Origin of the sequence: Sphingobium limneticum, from assembly GCF_008710155.1 — a bacterium.
Taxonomy (GTDB): Bacteria; Pseudomonadota; Alphaproteobacteria; order Sphingomonadales; family Sphingomonadaceae; genus Sphingobium; species Sphingobium limneticum.
Genome location: NZ_VYPZ01000004.1, coordinates 55972 through 72278, shown reverse-complemented (window position 1 = coordinate 72278; position 16307 = coordinate 55972). Strand labels below are relative to the sequence as shown.

At 67.0% G+C, this 16307-nt stretch carries 23 protein-coding genes; 4 read left to right on the top strand and 19 right to left on the bottom strand.

Annotated features, from left to right (window positions below):
- Positions 1 to 4: 4 nt before the first annotated feature.
- The 5 genes from F4U94_RS06645 to F4U94_RS06625 form a co-directional block, all read right to left on the bottom strand.
- Positions 5 to 2335, bottom strand: a complete 2331-nt coding sequence (locus F4U94_RS06645) for a DUF2460 domain-containing protein (RefSeq protein ID WP_120250362.1) — start codon at positions 2333 to 2335, stop codon at positions 5 to 7.
- Positions 2335 to 2889 (bottom strand): tail tape measure protein, encoded by a 555-nt coding sequence (locus F4U94_RS06640; RefSeq protein WP_120250363.1) that lies wholly within the window; start codon positions 2887 to 2889, stop codon positions 2335 to 2337. Before F4U94_RS06640 ends, F4U94_RS06645 begins: the two co-directional genes overlap by 1 nt.
- A gap of 86 nt (positions 2890 to 2975) precedes the next feature.
- Complete coding sequence (locus tag F4U94_RS06635; RefSeq protein WP_120250364.1) at positions 2976 to 3173, bottom strand: phage tail assembly chaperone; 198 nt, start codon at positions 3171 to 3173, stop codon at positions 2976 to 2978.
- Positions 3170 to 3484 (bottom strand): gene transfer agent family protein, encoded by a 315-nt coding sequence (locus F4U94_RS06630; protein WP_120250365.1) that lies wholly within the window; start codon positions 3482 to 3484, stop codon positions 3170 to 3172. Before F4U94_RS06630 ends, F4U94_RS06635 begins: the two co-directional genes overlap by 4 nt.
- Complete coding sequence (locus tag F4U94_RS06625; RefSeq protein WP_120250366.1) at positions 3481 to 3888, bottom strand: phage major tail protein, TP901-1 family; 408 nt, start codon at positions 3886 to 3888, stop codon at positions 3481 to 3483. Before F4U94_RS06625 ends, F4U94_RS06630 begins: the two co-directional genes overlap by 4 nt.
- Before the next feature lie 137 nt (positions 3889 to 4025).
- On the opposite strand from F4U94_RS06625, the gene F4U94_RS06620 reads away from it, so the two are divergent.
- Positions 4026 to 4349, top strand: a complete 324-nt coding sequence (locus F4U94_RS06620) for a hypothetical protein (RefSeq protein ID WP_120250367.1) — start codon at positions 4026 to 4028, stop codon at positions 4347 to 4349.
- Between the two features lie 378 nt (positions 4350 to 4727).
- Here F4U94_RS06620 and gp17 read toward each other — a convergent pair whose 3' ends face one another.
- The 9 genes from gp17 to F4U94_RS06580 form a co-directional block, all read right to left on the bottom strand.
- Positions 4728 to 5144: a tail completion protein gp17 gene (gene gp17 / locus F4U94_RS06615; protein ID WP_120250368.1), complete on the bottom strand. Its 417-nt coding sequence runs from the start codon at positions 5142 to 5144 to the stop codon at positions 4728 to 4730.
- Positions 5141 to 5332: a hypothetical protein gene (locus F4U94_RS06610; protein ID WP_197716441.1), complete on the bottom strand. Its 192-nt coding sequence runs from the start codon at positions 5330 to 5332 to the stop codon at positions 5141 to 5143. Before F4U94_RS06610 ends, gp17 begins: the two co-directional genes overlap by 4 nt.
- Positions 5329 to 5865 (bottom strand): head-tail connector protein, encoded by a 537-nt coding sequence (locus F4U94_RS06605; RefSeq protein ID WP_120250370.1) that lies wholly within the window; start codon positions 5863 to 5865, stop codon positions 5329 to 5331. Before F4U94_RS06605 ends, F4U94_RS06610 begins: the two co-directional genes overlap by 4 nt.
- 5 nt (positions 5866 to 5870) lie before the next feature.
- On the bottom strand, positions 5871 to 6149 hold the full coding sequence (locus F4U94_RS06600; RefSeq protein WP_120250371.1) for a phage fiber-tail adaptor protein: 279 nt from the start codon (positions 6147 to 6149) through the stop codon (positions 5871 to 5873).
- A complete protein-coding gene (locus F4U94_RS24320) occupies positions 6146 to 6313 on the bottom strand; it encodes a hypothetical protein (RefSeq protein ID WP_170271911.1) in 168 nt (55 codons plus the stop codon). The genes F4U94_RS06600 and F4U94_RS24320 overlap by 4 nt, the downstream gene beginning before the upstream one ends.
- A complete protein-coding gene (locus tag F4U94_RS06595) occupies positions 6300 to 7928 on the bottom strand; it encodes a tail fiber domain-containing protein (protein ID WP_120250372.1) in 1629 nt (542 codons plus the stop codon). The genes F4U94_RS24320 and F4U94_RS06595 overlap by 14 nt, the downstream gene beginning before the upstream one ends.
- Positions 7929 to 8068: 140 nt before the next feature.
- Complete coding sequence (locus tag F4U94_RS06590; RefSeq protein ID WP_120250373.1) at positions 8069 to 9196, bottom strand: phage major capsid protein; 1128 nt, start codon at positions 9194 to 9196, stop codon at positions 8069 to 8071.
- A gap of 282 nt (positions 9197 to 9478) precedes the next feature.
- Complete coding sequence (locus F4U94_RS06585) at positions 9479 to 9880, bottom strand: HK97 family phage prohead protease (protein WP_120250374.1); 402 nt, start codon at positions 9878 to 9880, stop codon at positions 9479 to 9481.
- A gap of 40 nt (positions 9881 to 9920) precedes the next feature.
- Positions 9921 to 10229 (bottom strand): DUF6127 family protein, encoded by a 309-nt coding sequence (locus F4U94_RS06580; RefSeq protein ID WP_120250375.1) that lies wholly within the window; start codon positions 10227 to 10229, stop codon positions 9921 to 9923.
- A 131-nt stretch (positions 10230 to 10360) separates the two neighbouring features.
- Here F4U94_RS06580 and F4U94_RS06575 point away from each other — a divergent pair, with 131 nt between their 5' ends.
- Positions 10361 to 10540 carry a hypothetical protein gene (locus tag F4U94_RS06575; RefSeq protein WP_120250376.1) on the top strand — a complete coding sequence of 60 codons (180 nt, stop codon included), beginning with the start codon at positions 10361 to 10363 and terminating at the stop codon, positions 10538 to 10540.
- 54 nt (positions 10541 to 10594) lie between these two features.
- Here F4U94_RS06575 and F4U94_RS06570 read toward each other — a convergent pair whose 3' ends face one another.
- The 4 genes from F4U94_RS06570 to F4U94_RS06555 form a co-directional block, all read right to left on the bottom strand.
- The gene (locus tag F4U94_RS06570) at positions 10595 to 11725 is read right to left on the bottom strand and encodes a phage portal protein (protein ID WP_120250377.1); all 1131 of its coding nucleotides are present in this window, start codon (positions 11723 to 11725) and stop codon (positions 10595 to 10597) included.
- A 103-nt stretch (positions 11726 to 11828) separates the two neighbouring features.
- A complete protein-coding gene (locus tag F4U94_RS06565) occupies positions 11829 to 12383 on the bottom strand; it encodes a hypothetical protein (protein WP_120250378.1) in 555 nt (184 codons plus the stop codon).
- 109 nt (positions 12384 to 12492) lie between these two features.
- Positions 12493 to 12831, bottom strand: a complete 339-nt coding sequence (locus F4U94_RS06560; RefSeq protein WP_120250379.1) for a hypothetical protein — start codon at positions 12829 to 12831, stop codon at positions 12493 to 12495.
- A gap of 97 nt (positions 12832 to 12928) precedes the next feature.
- Entirely contained in the window at positions 12929 to 13561 is a 633-nt protein-coding gene (locus tag F4U94_RS06555; RefSeq protein WP_120252085.1) for an NAD(P)H-dependent oxidoreductase, read from the bottom strand.
- A 173-nt stretch (positions 13562 to 13734) separates the two neighbouring features.
- Here F4U94_RS06555 and F4U94_RS06550 point away from each other — a divergent pair, with 173 nt between their 5' ends.
- Positions 13735 to 14046 (top strand): hypothetical protein, encoded by a 312-nt coding sequence (locus F4U94_RS06550; protein ID WP_120250380.1) that lies wholly within the window; start codon positions 13735 to 13737, stop codon positions 14044 to 14046.
- 53 nt (positions 14047 to 14099) lie between these two features.
- Here the strand turns inward: F4U94_RS06550 and F4U94_RS06545 are convergent, their stop codons facing one another.
- Positions 14100 to 15410: a M20/M25/M40 family metallo-hydrolase gene (locus F4U94_RS06545; protein ID WP_120250381.1), complete on the bottom strand. Its 1311-nt coding sequence runs from the start codon at positions 15408 to 15410 to the stop codon at positions 14100 to 14102.
- Between the two features lie 258 nt (positions 15411 to 15668).
- Between F4U94_RS06545 and F4U94_RS06540 the strand changes: the two genes are divergently transcribed.
- The gene (locus F4U94_RS06540) at positions 15669 to 16283 is read left to right on the top strand and encodes a hypothetical protein (RefSeq protein WP_232016064.1); all 615 of its coding nucleotides are present in this window, start codon (positions 15669 to 15671) and stop codon (positions 16281 to 16283) included.
- Positions 16284 to 16307: the final 24 nt, after the last annotated feature.

Genomic DNA, 16307 nt, shown 5'->3' with positions numbered 1-16307 from the left:
CCGCTCATTCGCGTATCTCCACCAGCATCACCGAAGGCGCCTCGCCCGCGGCAAAGGTCGCGCGGTTGATGTCCAGCCGATCCTCGGCAAAGCGCACCGGCACATCGAACCGGTATCCGGCGGTCAGCACCACGCCCGCGCCCGGCGCCGTGTCGAACGCGATCACGCCCAACCCCGCATGACTCCACCCCTCGGTCCGTTCCACGCCATCGGCCGCCACACGGATGCTACCCGGCACCGGCCGCGTGATGATCCGCCCCTGCGCCTCGTCGCCCGCGCCATAATGGCGCATCAACTGAAAGGCGGTCATCACCCCATCGCCCACGCCCAGCCGCTGGTCGATCGGCCCCGGCGCCACGCCCGGCACGCAGCTGCGATCGTCATAGGGGTCGGTGAAGCGAAACCCGCGCGCCGCACCCCGCCGCGCCCGAAAGAAAGCGATCAGCGCAGCGATATCCGCCTCCGACCGCACCCCCGGCCCGGCATCGAAGGACAGGCGCGCATCCGCCCAATCGGCGCTGCGCCGCTCATGCCCCGAAGGGCTTTCGACGATCTGCGTCGAAAAGGCCGGCGACACGCTCGCCTGGCTGCCCATCGCGATCGGAAAGACTATATCGTCAAAGGCTTCCACATCATCCTCCCCACCCTGTCTGAAGCAGGTAAAGCCATCACGGCACACTTGCGGCAGCGCCCAGATGAAGGTCTGCGCTGTCCCCCGCGCCACCGCCGCCTGCGCCGCCTTGGCGATCAGCCCCCATTGCGCGGCCTGCTCCGGCAGCAGCACGAACCCCGCCAGATAATGCTGCTCCGCAATCGGATAGCCCAGCCGTGCCGTCGCCGCCGCCACGCCCTTCGCCGTCAGGCCGGGCCGCCCTTCCGTCACCCAGTCATAATCTTCCAATTGCAGTATATCGAAGGCCGGCGCCGCCCACCCGACCGGCATGTTCGCCCGCTTGGCCTCCGGCGCGCGCGGGTCCAATATGGTCGGCAGATAGGCCAGCAAATGCGTCACCGCCCCCGGCGCCACCGCCTTCACGGACGCACAGAGCGCCGCCGTCGACGCCGCCAGCAAAGCCCCCGCCGCATCCAGCAGCGCGCATTGTCCGGCATCCAGATCGTCCCACACACTGGGGATCGACACCACGGCCCCGCCCAGTGCCGCCCGCGCCGCATCGTCATAGACGCATATCCGCCCATTCCCCGGCATCACCCACCACCAGGGTTCGCCGACCTGAAACAGGATCGGCAACCCCGCCTCCAACCCCATGGAAACAAAGGCCCCCGCCACCTGCTGCAAATAGGCCATCGCGCCCATATGTGCCGGCGACAGCAAAGTGGACGGCGGCACCCATCCGGTCAGCGCCGGCGCGCCATCCTCCGCCCGCTGCTTCCAGTCGTTCCTGCAATGCGCATCGAACAATTCATAGGACAGCGACCAGATGACATCGAAGCCCAGCGCCTTCGCCCGCACCGCAAAGTCCCGATGCCACGCCGCGCAGGCCGCATTCAGCACCCCGCCGCTCAGGCTGACGTAAAGCCCGCCTCCCAGCCGCTCCAGTCGGAAATAGTGGCTCATCCCGACATAATGGTTGATCGCCCCGCGATAGCCCAGCGCATGGATCGCCCCGACCACCCGCTCGGGCGTCTGGTTGAAACAATCGTCATAGCCGGTCGCCATCGACAGCCCATGTTCGGGCAGCATCACGTCGCCGATCGCCAGCACCGACCCCGCGCCCTCGCACGCAATCTCGCTCAGCTCCGCCCACCCCTCGACCGCAGCGGCAAAGGGCGTATCCCCCTCATCATAGCCGGGCGGCACCAGCGATATGAACATCCGGTCCACATCCCCCGCCCACACCGGGTCATCATCCTCGGGCAGGTCGAAACCACCCGTCAGCGCCGCAAAATCCAGCCTGATGACAGCATCTTCCGGCCCACCGCTCGCATAGTTCCACAAGCGCACATACCAGGCGCGCGGGGCACCGTCCGCATCCCGCCCCTCGATCGTCAGCGTCGGCCCATGCGTCTCGTCCAGCCTGCGCACGCCCCCGCTGCGCCAGCGAAAGGACAGGGTGCAATCCCGAAAATCCCGTCGCGTCTCATAAGCGAGCAGAGGATGGCTCCACCCATCCGCCGCGTCCCAGATCAGCCCCGCCAGATCCCCCGACCCATAGAAGACCGCATCCACCCGCACCGCGTCCGGCGCGGTCGTCACGACGCTCGCCATCATCGGTCGCGGAAAATTGACGGTCCAGTGCGTCGCGGCAAAGCGCTTGATCCAGCGCGCCTCCTGCCCCCGCCGCTTGTCCGCCAGCCAATATCCTGTCCCGACCATCAGCCCAGCGCCCCCTTCACCGCCCGCGCCACCTGCCGCGCACTACGCGCCAGCAAGCGCGGCTCGCTCTCGCCACCCCGGCCATTGACCGCGATGCTCACCCGCACGTCCCGCCCGCCGCCGCCCTGCGCGACGACCTGCCCGCTCGACGTCGGCACGAACATTTCCGGCCCCCGCTCACCGACCATATAGGCCCGCCCCGGCGCCACCGGCCCACCGGTCGCCCGCCCCGGCAGCCCCAGCGCCGACGTCAGCAAAGACGCCCCCAGGCTCACCAGCCCACCGGCTGCACTGCCCCCGCCACCCACGGCCGACCGCAAGGCACTCGCCGCAATCTCGTCCAGCACGCTGAACGCCATCCGCCGCAGATCCTCGAACCCGAACTTGCCGGTCCGCACCGCCCGCATAAGCCCTTGCTCGATCCGCCGCCCGGCCCGGTCCGCCCCCTCACCCAGCGGCCCCTCCAGCCCCGCCCGCATCGCCTCGACATCCCGGCTCAGCCCCTGCGTATCGGCCCGCACCCGCACCACCAAAGTCTCGATGTCCTCGTCCATATGACTGCCTTTCAACCTGAAAAGCCCCTCCCCTTCAGGGGAGGGGTTGGGGTGGGGGCGTGCCCCACACACTCACCGTCATGCCCTCAATCCGGCATCACCCCCATCAACCGCCCCAACTCCGCCCCATCCACCCCGGCCTCCGCCGCTTCCTCCCCCCGCGCCGCGCGCAACACCGCCGCCAGTTCCGCCGGGGTCGCGCGCCAGAACTCATCGGGCCGCCAGCCCAGCAGCCACCCGGCCACCCCCGCCAGCCGCCCCGCCGCATCGGCAAAGCGCGTCATTTTCCCGCCAATATCTGTTGCAAGATCGCTTTCAGCACCGGCGTCACCTTCGCCAGCCCCACCGCGACGATCGCCTCGCCCAGCGCCTCGCGGCTCAGCGCGTCGCGATCCACCAGACAATGCCAGAAGAGCGCGACCAGATCGGCCAGCGACAATTTCCCGTCCGCCGCCCGCTCGACCAGATCGAACAGCGGCCCCAATTCCTGTTCCGCCGCCACCAGCGCCCCGAAACTCGGCCGCAGCGCCAGCCGCTCCCCGCCCAGATCCAGCGCCGCTTCCCCGCGCGCGGGGTTCGCCACCCCGGCGCTCATTCGCTCACCACCGGACCTGAGCTTTCCAGGCTCAGCGCATAATTGCGCTCGCCATTATAATCGCCGGCATAGTCCAGCCGCGTGACCAGGAATCGCCCGCGCATCCGCTCGCCGCTTTCGAAACTCAGCTCATATTGCTCGATCGTCCCGGCCAGCGCATGGCCGCGCACCCTCACCTCGGCCGCAGAGCCCGTGAACAGCCCCGCCGCCGATACGCTGACGGACCGCACCCCTGCGCCCGACAGCAATTCGCGCCAGCCGCCCGAATCCTTGCTGGTGATGTTCACCGCCTCGCCGTTGACGGACAGCTGCGTGGTCCGCATGCCGGCCACGGTCGCATATGTTGCAGGCATGTTGCCATCGCCCACTTTCAACAGAAACGTACTTCCCTTTTCGACGCCCATGGCGCATTCTCCCGACAAGCGATCCCGACGCGGGCAACACCCTGTTCCCACCCGGAAAATCGCGAAAAATTAGGGGACTCGGCGCCGGCCCGACCATCAGGTCGCAACCGTCCTGCGCCGCTTATGGAGAGGTCTGTATGATTGTTGCTGCTTCGCTCATGATGATGCTGGCCACCGCGCCGTCCGCCGACGCGGTCGGCACCGGGCGCAAGGATTTTTCCAAATGCCTGAGCGCCCAGGTCCAGCCCGCCCTCGACAAGAAGCTGGCCGTCGGCGATTTCCAGTCGGCAGCCAAAAAGGCCTGCGCCGACAAGGAAGCCGCCTTCCGCTCGGCGATCGTCGCCTCCGACAAGGCCGACAAGATGTCCGACGCCGCCGCCAATTCGGACGCGGACGACCAGATCAGCGAATATGTCGACAAGATCACCAGCGAATATGAAGAAAGCAGCCAACCCCGCTGACCGCGACAATCATGGCGCCTGACATCGCCAGAAGCCGTCACCCCGGACTTGATCCGGGGCCCCGCTTTCTTCCCGCACTATGAGCGAGAAAAAACAGGATGCCGCGTCCAGCCCTGCATGACGAAGGCAGTCATGGCGCCGCAGGCAGTCATGGCGCCGCACGCAGCAAATTATTCACGCGGAGCCGCGGAGCCGCGGAGCAAGGCAAAACGCCTCCGTGTCTCCGCGCCTCCGCGCGAACCAAAATAAGGCTCGCAGAGGCACGAACGAAGCGTGGCGATCCACAAGCGCGACAGTGGATCGCCACGCTCCGCTCGCGATGACGTAATGGATCCGTCTCAAGCCATCAGACTCTAAATGCCTACGGCGTGATACCCCTCACCCCTCCCGCACCATCCGCAACCGATAGTCGATCACCGCCCGCCATCCCGCAGGCGCCCGCCCCCCGTCGCGCCCTTCTTCCCGCGCCACCCGCGATCGCACCAGCCGCGCAGTGACGATCCGCCACCCATCCTGCACGCCCAGCCCCGCCACCACCGCATCGATCCGCGCGATCATGTCGCCCAGCCACCGTGCCGCCTCATCCCCCACGCGCAGCGCGAGACTGATCCGCACCTCCCGCCCGTCCATATTCTTCCCGCCCCAGTCCGCCCCGATACAGACATCGACATAGGCATAGGGCACGCTCGCCCGCCCCGGATCGCCATCGAACAGGCCATTCAGCCCATCCATCAGCGCCCCGTCCGCCTGCAATGCCGCGATCACCGCCGCCCGCGCCACCACTTCCGCGCTCATATCCGGTCCCTCCCCGCGTCCCGCAGCCCAAGATCCCGCCACCAGCGCCCCATCAGCCCAGCCCCGGACGCCCGCACATCCTCCCCCTCCACCACAGCCTCGACGCCCATATCCCCCAACGCCGCCACGATCCGCATCCGCCGCGCCGCCGCCCGCGCCTCCAACAGCGCCACCAATCGCCCCCTCATGCCAGCCGCATCCGCCGGAACGGCCGCCACAGCGCGCTCACCACCGCCGGCGGCGCCGCGCTCTCCGCCCCCCGCGCCGAAAAATGCTCCGCCGCCAGCCGCACGATCCCCTGCCGCAGCGGTTCCGGCAGCCCATTCATCTCCGCCGCCATTCCCGCGCGATAGCGTATCTTCAACCGCTCGCCCGCCCGCGCCCGCGTCGATCGCACCCATCCGTCGCCCGCTGCGTCGATGTCGATCGCATAGGCCTCCACCGGCAACGCCAGCACCACGCCCTCGCCATCCACCGCCTCGACCTCGTCGATCGCCGCCACCGGCCGTGCGGCCAGCCTTTGCCAGCTGCCATCGCATGCCACCGTCTCGCCCACCGCGCGCCGCACCAGCCATTGCCCGGTAAACTGCTCGCACAACGCCGCCGCGCTGCGCAGCAAGCCCGCCAGCACCGCATCCTCGCCCGCCGTCTCGATCCGCAAATAGGCCTTCAACTCCGCCAGCGATGCCGCCAGCGCCCCGCTCTCGCTCTCGTCCACCATCGCTTTCAGCGCTCCTCCACCCGCATCGTCACCGACCGTTCATCCACCTGCCCGTCGGACAAGGTGACGCGATTGGTCAGCCGATAGACGCGCCCAACAATTCCACCGTTCACCCGCGCGCTGCTGCGCTGCGCCTCGAACGCGCTCGCCTCGATCGCCAGCCCGCCTTCTTCCTGCGGCGCCACCGTCCACAGGCTCGCCACCAGGCTCTGCCCCGCCAGATAGGCGGACCAGTCGATCGCATGATCCACCCCCGCCTGCGGGTCTTTGACAGTCAGGCTCATCGCACCTTGCTCCCCTTATTCGCTTCGGGCCGCATCGCGCCGTCCCGCGTTCCCACGCGCGCCTCCAACCCCGGCCGCACGCCCCATCCCCATGGCCCCCGCCACAGGCCCGTCACCCGCACCGTGCCCAGCGCGCCCGCGCCGATCGCCTCACCCGCCAGCATGGCCGCTTTCCCCTTCCAGCAAAGCCAATCTTGCCTCCAGCCGCGCGATAGCCCGCCGCTGCCACACCGCCTCCAGCGCGAAACATTCATCGTATCGCAGTCCCCACCGGTCGCCCGCCGCCCGCGCCGGCACCCCGTCCTGCGCGGGCACGGCCTCCCAACTGTCGTGGCACACCAGCCCCCATCGCAGCGCCGCGCCCGTACCCAATTGCTGGTCGATCGCGTCGCGCACCTGCTGCGCCACCAGCCCCATATGCCAGCGCGCATCCTCGCCCTTTTCCGCCACCGCCTCGACGAAGCGATAGCGCTGCCATTCGACCGCGCCCCATGCCTCGATCAGCGCCGCATCCGCCGCGCCGACATCGCATTTGGCCCGCGCATCGGATGTATTGATCGTCCCGCTTGCGGCATAAATGGTGGACCAACGATAGGCCGCCGTGCCCCATGCCAGCCCATTATCCGTCAATGGCCGCCCGCCGCTGGCAAAGCTCGTCTCCACGCTCGCGCCGATGGCAAAGCTGGTCGCACTCGCCGTCAGATAGGGCGACACCGCCAGGTTGCTGTTAGGCCCGATGGCAAAGCGCGTCCCATCCGCATTGCCGAAATAGAGCGTCCCCGCACTGGTCTGCGCCGCAAAGCAGCAATTGAAATTGCTCCCCGTCCGCGCCGCCGACAGGACGGGCGCGCTGCTCGCACTGCAACTGATGGCCCCGCTCGCCCGCGAAATCGCGATCGCCGTCCCCAGCGCCGCGCCGCCATCATCCATGCGCCGCAACGCGAAGTCGGACCCGGCATTGCCCCCGCTATTGGCGCTCGCCATGCGCTCGACCCGCGACATCTCCACCCCGCCGGTGCCCAGCGACAGCGCCGCACTCTGCCCGTTAACCGCACTCACCGCCGCATGGGCAGGCCCCGACGCCGGCGTCAGGCTGAAGGCGGACAGGACCGCCGTCCCCCCACCGATCGCCACCGCCGAGGCATTTTGCGCCGCCATGCTGCCCAGCCCGCTGATGTCGCTCGCGGGGATGGTCGCGCTCGCGCTCATCGCCGCTGCGCCATTCCCCTTCACATAGCCGGTCAGGCTCGCCGCCCCGGTCCCGCCGCGCGCCACCGCCAACTGTCCCGACCAACTCACGCTGATCGACGCCGGCGTCAGCAACGCCGTCGCCGCCTCACCGCCCAGCGTCAGCCTGACATTGGCATCATCCACCTTCGTCAGCGCACCGCCAGCAGGGCCAGCCGCGATCGCCGCCGCCAGCCCCTCGATCGCCTCGATCCCATGGCCATGCCCCTCGACCCGCGCGACCCAGTCGGCATGCAGCGCCAGCCCGACATGCTTCTCCCCCGCGACGAAATCCACCGCCTCGCCCCCGGCCGAAGAGGCATGCGGCACCCGCACCAGCCGCCCGCCCGGATTGATCGTCCCGCGTCCCGCCTCCCACTGCCCCGGATCGACCACCCCCTGAATCACATAAGGGAAAGTCGCACCGACACTGATCGCGGCCGCAAAACCACGATAGCCCGGCAAAGCCCCGCCCAGCATCAGCGGCCCCGCCCCCGCATCCAGACACACCTCACGCACCAGATCCGCCATCTCCCAACCCGTGATCGCCACAGCCACCCCCCCAGAAAAAGGGGGGAAAGCCCAAAAGCCTCCCCCCAAACCTTCTCCCCTTGGGGGAGAAGGATACGAAGCCTTGCCAGCTTGCTGGCTAGGCGCAGTTGGATGAGGGGGCAGCACGCCCCCTCCCGTCATCAAGAAGCCGCAAACTTCATCAATTTGATCGCCTCCGAATTGGCCACAGCGCCGCCGATCCGCTTGACCGCATAGAAATGCACGAACGGCTTGTTGCTGAACGGATCGCGCAGGATGCTCGTGTCGCTGCGTTCGGCGATGACATAGCCGGCCTGGAAATTGCCGAAGGCGATCGACAGGCTGTTCGCGGCGATATCGGGCATGTCCTCGGCCTCGACCACCGGATAGCCCAGCAACGTCGCGGACTGCCCGCCCGTCAGCCCCGGCTGCCAGATGAACGCGCCGTCGCTCGTCTTCATCTTGCGCACCGCCGCCAGCGTGGCGCCGTTCATCACGAAACTCGCCCCCTGCCGGTACGGCGCACGCAGGCTCTGCACCAGGTCGATCAGCCTGTCCTGCGGGTTCGAAGCCGCAAAGCCGCCCGCCGCGCCCGACGCCACATATTGCAGCGACCCGAACGCACGCACGCTGTCCGCCTCGTTGGTGGTCGTATAGGTCAGGAAGCCCTTGGGCTTGTTCGTCCCATTGCCGCTGACGAAGGCCGCCCCCTCCGCGACCGCGAATTCCCGCGCAATCTCGCCGGCCAGCCAGGCTTCGACATCGAACTGCGCATCGTCCAGCATGGCCTGCGACGCCGCCGGATTGGCAAACAATTCACCAGCCGGAGGCGCGATTTCGTTGAAGCTCGGCGTCCCCGTCTCGGCCCGCGCGCCCGTCTCGCTCGCCCAGCCCGACACGATGCCGCCCGCGCTCACCAGCTTGCGATAGCCCGCCGTCCCGGTGCGCACGACATTGGCGATGGCGCGGATCGGCGAAATCCCCTTCAGCGTCGATCCGATCAGTTGATCGATCTCGCGCGGCACCGCATAGCCCCCCGCCGCGCCGCTGGCGCCCGAAAAGCTCTTCAACTCGACCCCCGCCTCATGCCCCTGCCGCAAATAGCGATCGACGAACGCCGCCCGCGCGGGATCGACAGCGCCACCCTTCACCCCATCGAGCGCCGGCCGCTGCTGCGCCAGCAACGCCCCCTTCAGCGCCGCAATCTCACCCTCCAACCCCTCGATCCGCTCCCCCTGCAACACCGCATCGAAACTGGCTTCCAAGCTATCCACCACCTGATCCGTCATACCCGTCTCCACAAAAAAGGGCGGCCCAGATGGACCGCCCATATTTTCCTCGCCCCTTCAGGGGAGAGGATACGAAGTCTTGGCGGCGGCGCCGCCTAGACGCAGTTGGAGAGGGGGATCGGCGCTCTTGCCGCCACCCCAACCCCGTCCTACAACTCGACTATACTACCCGGCGGCCTGCAATGGCTGGGCGTCACATAAAAAACCTTCTTCCCTCGGGGGAGAAGGATACGAAGCCATGCTAGCCTGCTGGCTAGGCGAAGTTGGATGAGGGGGAAAACACTACCCCTCCACCGCCACCACCCGCGCCAAATCCTGCATCGGATGCGTCACCAGGCTGACCTCCACCAGGTCCAGCCCCAGCAACTCGCGCGGCCCCACGCCCCGTGCCACCCGCACCCGATACCCAAAACTCAGCCCGTCCAGCGCCCCCCGCGCCAAAGCCGCCGCCGCCTCGCGCCCCGCCGCCGTGCGCCGCGACACCCGGCCGATCACGCGCAGCCCCCGCGCGTCCTCCAGCGCCTTTTCCACAACACCGATCACCTGCCCCGGCCCATGTTGCCACAATAAAGGCACGCCCGCCGGATCGATCGCGCCAAAGGCCCCCGCCCGCACCACATCGCCGCCCCGGTCCACCCGGTCGAATATCGCCGCATAGCCGGCAAAGCGCACATCGCCCTCCATCCCTCACCCCCGTTCGTCCCGAGCCTGTCGAAGCACGCGGCTATCCGCGCACCAACCCGACCAGCCCCACCTTGACCGCAATCCCCAGCAGGATCATCGCCATCGCGATCCGCACGACCCAACCGATCACCGCCCCGCGCGCCGCCTTCTTCGCGTCGCGCCAGGCGGACAGCAATTCGCGCAACTCCCGCACATCGCCCTCCGCGCGCCGGTCCGCCAGGCCCAGCCGCTCCAACGCCCGCTCCGCCCCCAGATCGCTCGCCTCCTCGATCAGCGCGCGGACGGTGACCATATCCATCGGCCGCCCCTCCGCCTGCGCGACCAGCCGCGCCAGCATCTCCTCTTTCATGTCCCATCCTCCCAAAAAGCCGCCCCAAAAACCGCAAAAGGCGGCACCTTTCCCCTCTTTCTCTCCGCGCCTTCCGCGCCTCCGCGCGAACCCATCTTTTCTTCAGGCCCGCGCCGCCCTATCTGCGCCCCATGAAACGCGCCCCTCGCAAAGTCCTGATCATCCTCGCTCTGGTCATCCTCGCCGCCCTCGCCTGGCATTTCGGCTTGTTCCGGGCGGGCGACTGCATCGTGCAGGGTGGCAGCTGGAATTGGGACAATGGCTTTTGCCGCCTCGATTCCATGCCCGCCCGCGCGCCGGACGCCTTCTGAGTGATTTTGAGGGAAATGGAACATTTCACGGCTCGAAAATCACGGCCAACACAGTCATAGTCCGAGCAAGGCCTTCTTCTCGTCGGCGCTCAGGAAATCCGCCGCCGCCACCCGTTCCCACAACGCCGCGCGCTCGTCCGACAGCGCCGGCACGGCGTCCAGGTCCGGCGCGATGACCAGTCCCGGCCACCAATCGTCCAGCCCCTGGGCCAGCGCCCCGCATATCTTCGCCACCAACGGCAATATCGTCTGCCGCCACAGCGCCTTGTTCGCCTCGCGATAATTGGCATAGGCGTTGTCGCCGGGCAGCCCCATCAGCATCGGCGGCACCCCGAAAGCCAGCGCAATCTCCCGCGCCGCCGCGCTTTTGAGGCCCACGAAATCCATCTCCGCCGGCGTCAGGCTCATCGCCCGCCAACTCAGCCCCCCTTCCAGCAGCATCGGCCGCCCGGCATTGGCCGCGCCGGCAAAGGCCACCTCCATCTCCCGCTTCACCCGCTCAAACTGTTCGGGCGACAGCACCGACCCATCGCCCGGATCATAGACCATCGCGCCGCTGGGCCGCGCCGCATTGTCCAGCAGCGCCTTGTTCCACACGCTCGCCGCATTGTGGATCGCCACCGCGCCCGCCGCCGCGCCGGTACAGCCCAGCCCATAATGATCGTCCAGTGGATGCAGCGCCTTGATATGCAGCACACCGGTGCGCCCCGCGCCATCCTGCGGCGACAGGCGCGTCACGCTCTCCCCCACCCGATAGAGATAGGCCGCCGGCCATCCCCGCGCATCGGCCTCCACGCTGACGCGCTCAGGCCGCAGCGCAAAGAGTTCGGCGGGCATCCCATCGGCTCCGGCAATCACCTGCACATAGGCATTGCCATGCAACAGCAGATGGCAGGCCAACGTCTCCACCAGCCCCTGCCCGGCCGAAGCCCGCCCGACCAGCGCCGCCACCGTGGCCACCGCCGCATCGTCGACATCCCGCATCTTGATCGCACAGGCGCCCGCCCCTTCGGACACCAGCCGCATCGCCCGCTGCGCCACCGCATTGCCCATCACGCCTGCGCGCAACTGCGCCTCATAACTAGCCGGCCACTCCCCCAGAGCCACCGCGCCCGAACCCCAGGCCCGCGCCAAAACCGGCCGCGCATCCGCAGAAGCAACTGCCTTCGTCCCAAACCATTTCATGCAAAGCCCCCAAACGCAAAAATCCTCTCCCCATGGGGGAGAGGATAGTGAAGGTCAGCGGCGTCAGCCGCTTACCGAAACTTGGAGAGGGGACAGCGCCCCGTCAGCGATCTATCAGCTTGCGAACCGCGATCCAAATGTAGCCGACAAGCATAGCCCCGCTACCGATCGTCCAGGCCCACCATGAAAACGGGCGCACTGACGCGCCCAGCCCGCCAAAGAAAATCAAGCCGCTAATGACCAGAGCGAACAGGACGAAGGGCCAATTCAGGGCAGAGCGCGCCTGACGGCCCACATCCGCTCGCGCTCGCGGCGGCGCAATATCCGGCCTGCCGCCAACCAATCGACGGGGCGCATAGCTCGCGCGAAACAACCGAGCGATCAGCAGCCCGACACAGGCTATGATCATCGTCTGTTGAGTCCAATCTGGGAATTGCAGCCAATTGGAAATCAGTTCCCAGACGACAATGATTGCGAATATCACGCCAACGAATTGCCATTGACCTTTGCGACCGACAACGCGTTGCCATCCGGCCATAAGATCCGCATATTCACCATGCGTTACCAGCTTTCCGCCAGCCTTGCGTGAAGGATAGTAGAGATAACCACCGTCTGCCGGTGTGAACTGCTTTCCAAATGCCCCAATCGTATCAAACATAGTCCGCCTCCGTTGGCGCGACCATGCCGTCAAGAATGCGTTGTTTCTAGCCAGATCATGAATGAAAGCCGCCACGCGACCGAACTCTCATTCATCCCATAACGACGCTCTACCTATTCCGCGCCAGCACCCGATCGCACACGCTGTTCGTGCCTTCGCTCTTGCCGATCACCCGGCCCGCCACCGCGCCTGCAGCACCCGCCAGCAACGTCTCGCCCAGGCTGCCGCCTGCGATCGCACCCACGCCCGCGCCACCGGCCGCGCCGATCAGCGTACCCTTGTCGCGCCCCTTCTTGCCCTGAAGCAGGCAGTAGCGCACATCGTCGCGATCACGCGGCGCAGCCCGCGCCACCCGCGCCCGATCCTTGCTGTTCAGGCTCGCCGCCATCACCGGTCCCGCCATCAGCGAAACACCCACGACAGCCGCACAGATTTTGGCCATCTTCATCGCACTTACTCCGTTTCTCACCATGATGTTTTCATAATGGCTCAGAAACGATCCGCCCCTTTCGCCGGTTCCCCGACGGAAGGGGCGAAGCACAATTTCAATCCACCCGCGAAACGAATTCGTCGACCGGGCGCCGTACCTTCTTCAGGCCCAGCAACCAGTCGCCTTCATCCGCGCGATAGCCCAGCGGCATCATCGCCACCGACCGCAATCCGCGCGCGCGCAGGTCCAGTATCTCGTCCAGCGCCGCCGGATCGAAGCCTTCCATCGGCGTCGCATCCACCTCTTCGAAGGCAGCGGCCGTTAGCGCGATGCCCAACCCGACATAGGCCTGCCGCGCGGCATGTTCGAAATTCGTTTCCGCGTCGCGCTGCGGGTAGGTGGTGAGCAACATCTGGCGATAGGCTTCCCAGCCCTCGCTCCGGAACCCGCGCTCGTCATTGACCAGGTCGAACATATGGTTGATCCGCTCGGGGGTATAATTGTCCCACGCGGCAAAGACGATCAGGTGCGACGCATCGGTCACCTGCTCCTGGTTCCAGGCGATCGGCTTGATCTTCTCGCGCACTTCCCTGTTGGTGACGACGATCACCTCGAACTGCTGCAACCCGCTCGACGTCGGCGCCAGCCGCACCGCTTCCAGGATGCGTTCCACCTTATCCTCCGGCACCGCCTTGTCCGGGTTCATCTTCTTGGTGGCATAGCGCCAGTTCAAACGGTCGATCAGCATGGGCATTCCTTTGCAGAAAAAGCATCGCGCCAAAGCCTGAGCCCGGCACATGACGCTCGCATGTAGAAGCCTCTCCCATCAAATTAAAGGTATCATATCAAAACCCGACCGGTCGCCCCATGCAACCGACCGCGCGCTGCGACGTTGTATCGGCACGTGATATGGGAGTTTATATGAAGTTCACTCGCCTTACCGCCCTTGCCGCGGCCATCGCCGCCCTGACGATGACGACCGCGCCTGCGATGGCCCGGCCCGACCTCGATCATCGCTCCTCCGCGCGTCACTATGACGATCACCGATCGGATCGTTATCGCGCGGAACAGCGGCGTCAGGCGGCCGAGCGCCGCTACGATCAGCGCCGCCGGCATGACGTCCGCCGCGATCGCGACGACCGCCGCGGCTATGCCGACCGTCGCGGCCAGCGCGGTGGCCAGCATTGCCGCACCACCTACGATGGCGGCCGCTGGCATCAGGTCTGCCGTTAACCTTTATCCCTCCCCTCCCCACCATGGGGAGGGGATAGTCTTATTCCCGCCCCTTATTTTCTGGGCGCCATCCCCCCGAACGTCACCAGGCTCTCCGCGCCATTTTTCGCCACGGCCGCCACGCCGATGAAATGATCGTCCACCACGATATCCTTCAGCACCGTCTCCGTCGCCCCGCTCACCGCGCGGCTATCGGTCCAGTCCTGCGCATCGGCCCGGCGCCAATAGACTTTGTACGAAACCGCCCCCGGCACCGCGTCCCAGAAGACCCGCGTATCCATCGACAGCGCGCCATCCAGTGACACGCTCGCCGGGGCCGCCGGCGCGCTCGCCAACTGCCGCAGCGTCGCGACATTGAGCGCCGTCACCTTCGCCAGATAGGGAAAGTCCATCCCCTCGACCGTATCGCCAAAGACGCGGCCGTTTTCGGTGCGCAGATCCTGATGCTGCCGGTCGTAATTTTCGATCCCCACCGAAAAGCGCACGGCGGGAAAGCCCAGGTCCAGGAACGGCGAATGGTCGCCGCCACGCCCGAAGCGATCGAACCGCCGTACCGCAAACACGTCCAGCCCGATCCCCCGATCGGCCTTCGCAATCCCGTCGATCGCCTTGGCCAGCGCGCGGGACGGCCCATCATCCTCGCCGCCGATCGCCCGGCGCGTCAGGGTCGCCTTGCCATCTTCGGCGCCGCGTATCCCTTCGGAAAACACCCGCACCCGGTCGGCCACGCGCTGGCCATTCTGGCCCACCGTATTGCCGACGATATCGTTGTTCAGCATCGCGCGCACCTGCCACCCGCGCGCCTTGGCGGTCGCGGCCAGCAGCTTGGCGCCCCACAGCCCCTGCTCCTCACCCGACAGCAGCGCATAGACGATCGTCCCATCGAACTTTTCGCCCGCCAGCACCCTCGCCGCCTCCATCACCAGCGCCGTGCCCGACGCATTGTCGTTCGCCCCCGGCGCATCATCGGTAATGTTCATCACATCGGTCACGCGGCTATCGATATGCCCCGCGACGATCACCACCTGCGACGGATCCCCGGTCCCCTTCTGGATCGCCAGCACATCCACCACCTCGACACCGTCGGGCGCGCGCGGCCCGGTAAAGCGATCCGCGATCGTCTCCACCGTCAGACAGCCGCCGCACCCCTTGCCGATCTTCGCAAATTCCGCCGCGCCCCACTTACGCGCCGCCCCGATCCCACGCTTGGGATCGGTCGCCGAAGACAGCGTATGCCGCGTCCCGAAGCTCACCAGTTTCTCGACATTCGCCTTCAACCGATCCGCATCGGGCGCCTGCGTCTGCGCGGCGGCGGGAAGGACATACAGGGCGGAAGCTGCGGTCAGCAGGAGGATGTTTTTCATGGCGACCGGTCTACCGCCTGTCGCACATCTGTAAAGCACCCTCCGCCTTGCTCGCCACCGCACAATAAATCCCAATATAGTTCAAATATTTATCCCCTTGACGACTGGGCCATCGCAAATGCACCAGAGCATATCTCGGCTCCGGGGGGAGTTGAGTCTTTAACTCGGGGGTCTACACTCATGAAGTCCGTTACCAGCGCCCTTGCAGGCGTGATCGTCTGCGCCTGCGCGCCGTCCGTTTTTGCTCAGGCCACCATTATGCCTGCCGCACCCGTCGCCACGATCCTCGCTGCGCCCGCCGGCAATGTCCTGCGCGCCGGCACCCAGATCGCGCTCAAGACATCCGAAGCGATCTCGACCGAGGGCAAGAAGCTGCGCGTCGGCCAGCGCGTCCAGATGGAAGTCGCCGAAGCCGTCACGCTCAATGGCCAGACCGTCATTCCGATCGGCAGCCCGGTCGTCGGCGAAATTACCGACGTCCGTAACAAGGGCATGTGGGGCAAGTCCGGCCACATCACCGGCCGCGTCCTTTATGTCCGCGCCAACGGTAACCAGATCCGCCTGACCGGCAGCTTCGATGACAAGGGCGTCACCGGCACCGCTGGCGTGGTCGCCGCCATCGCCTTGGTGCCGATCGCCGGCTTCTTCACCACCGGCACCAGCGCCCGCATCCCGCTCGGCGCGCCGGTCAACGCCTTCATCGACGAAGATATCAGCGTCGCCTTCGCGGCGGCTGCGCCAACCGTCCCCGTGGCGGCCACGCCCGTCGCCACACCTGCCGTAGTTCCGGCAGCCGTAGCCCCGGCAGCCGCGACCCCGGCCGCGACCAAGACCTCGCTGGTCGACCCGTCCCTCGAAATCAAAGCCAACTGACCCCAAAGGCCGGCGCGGCGCATC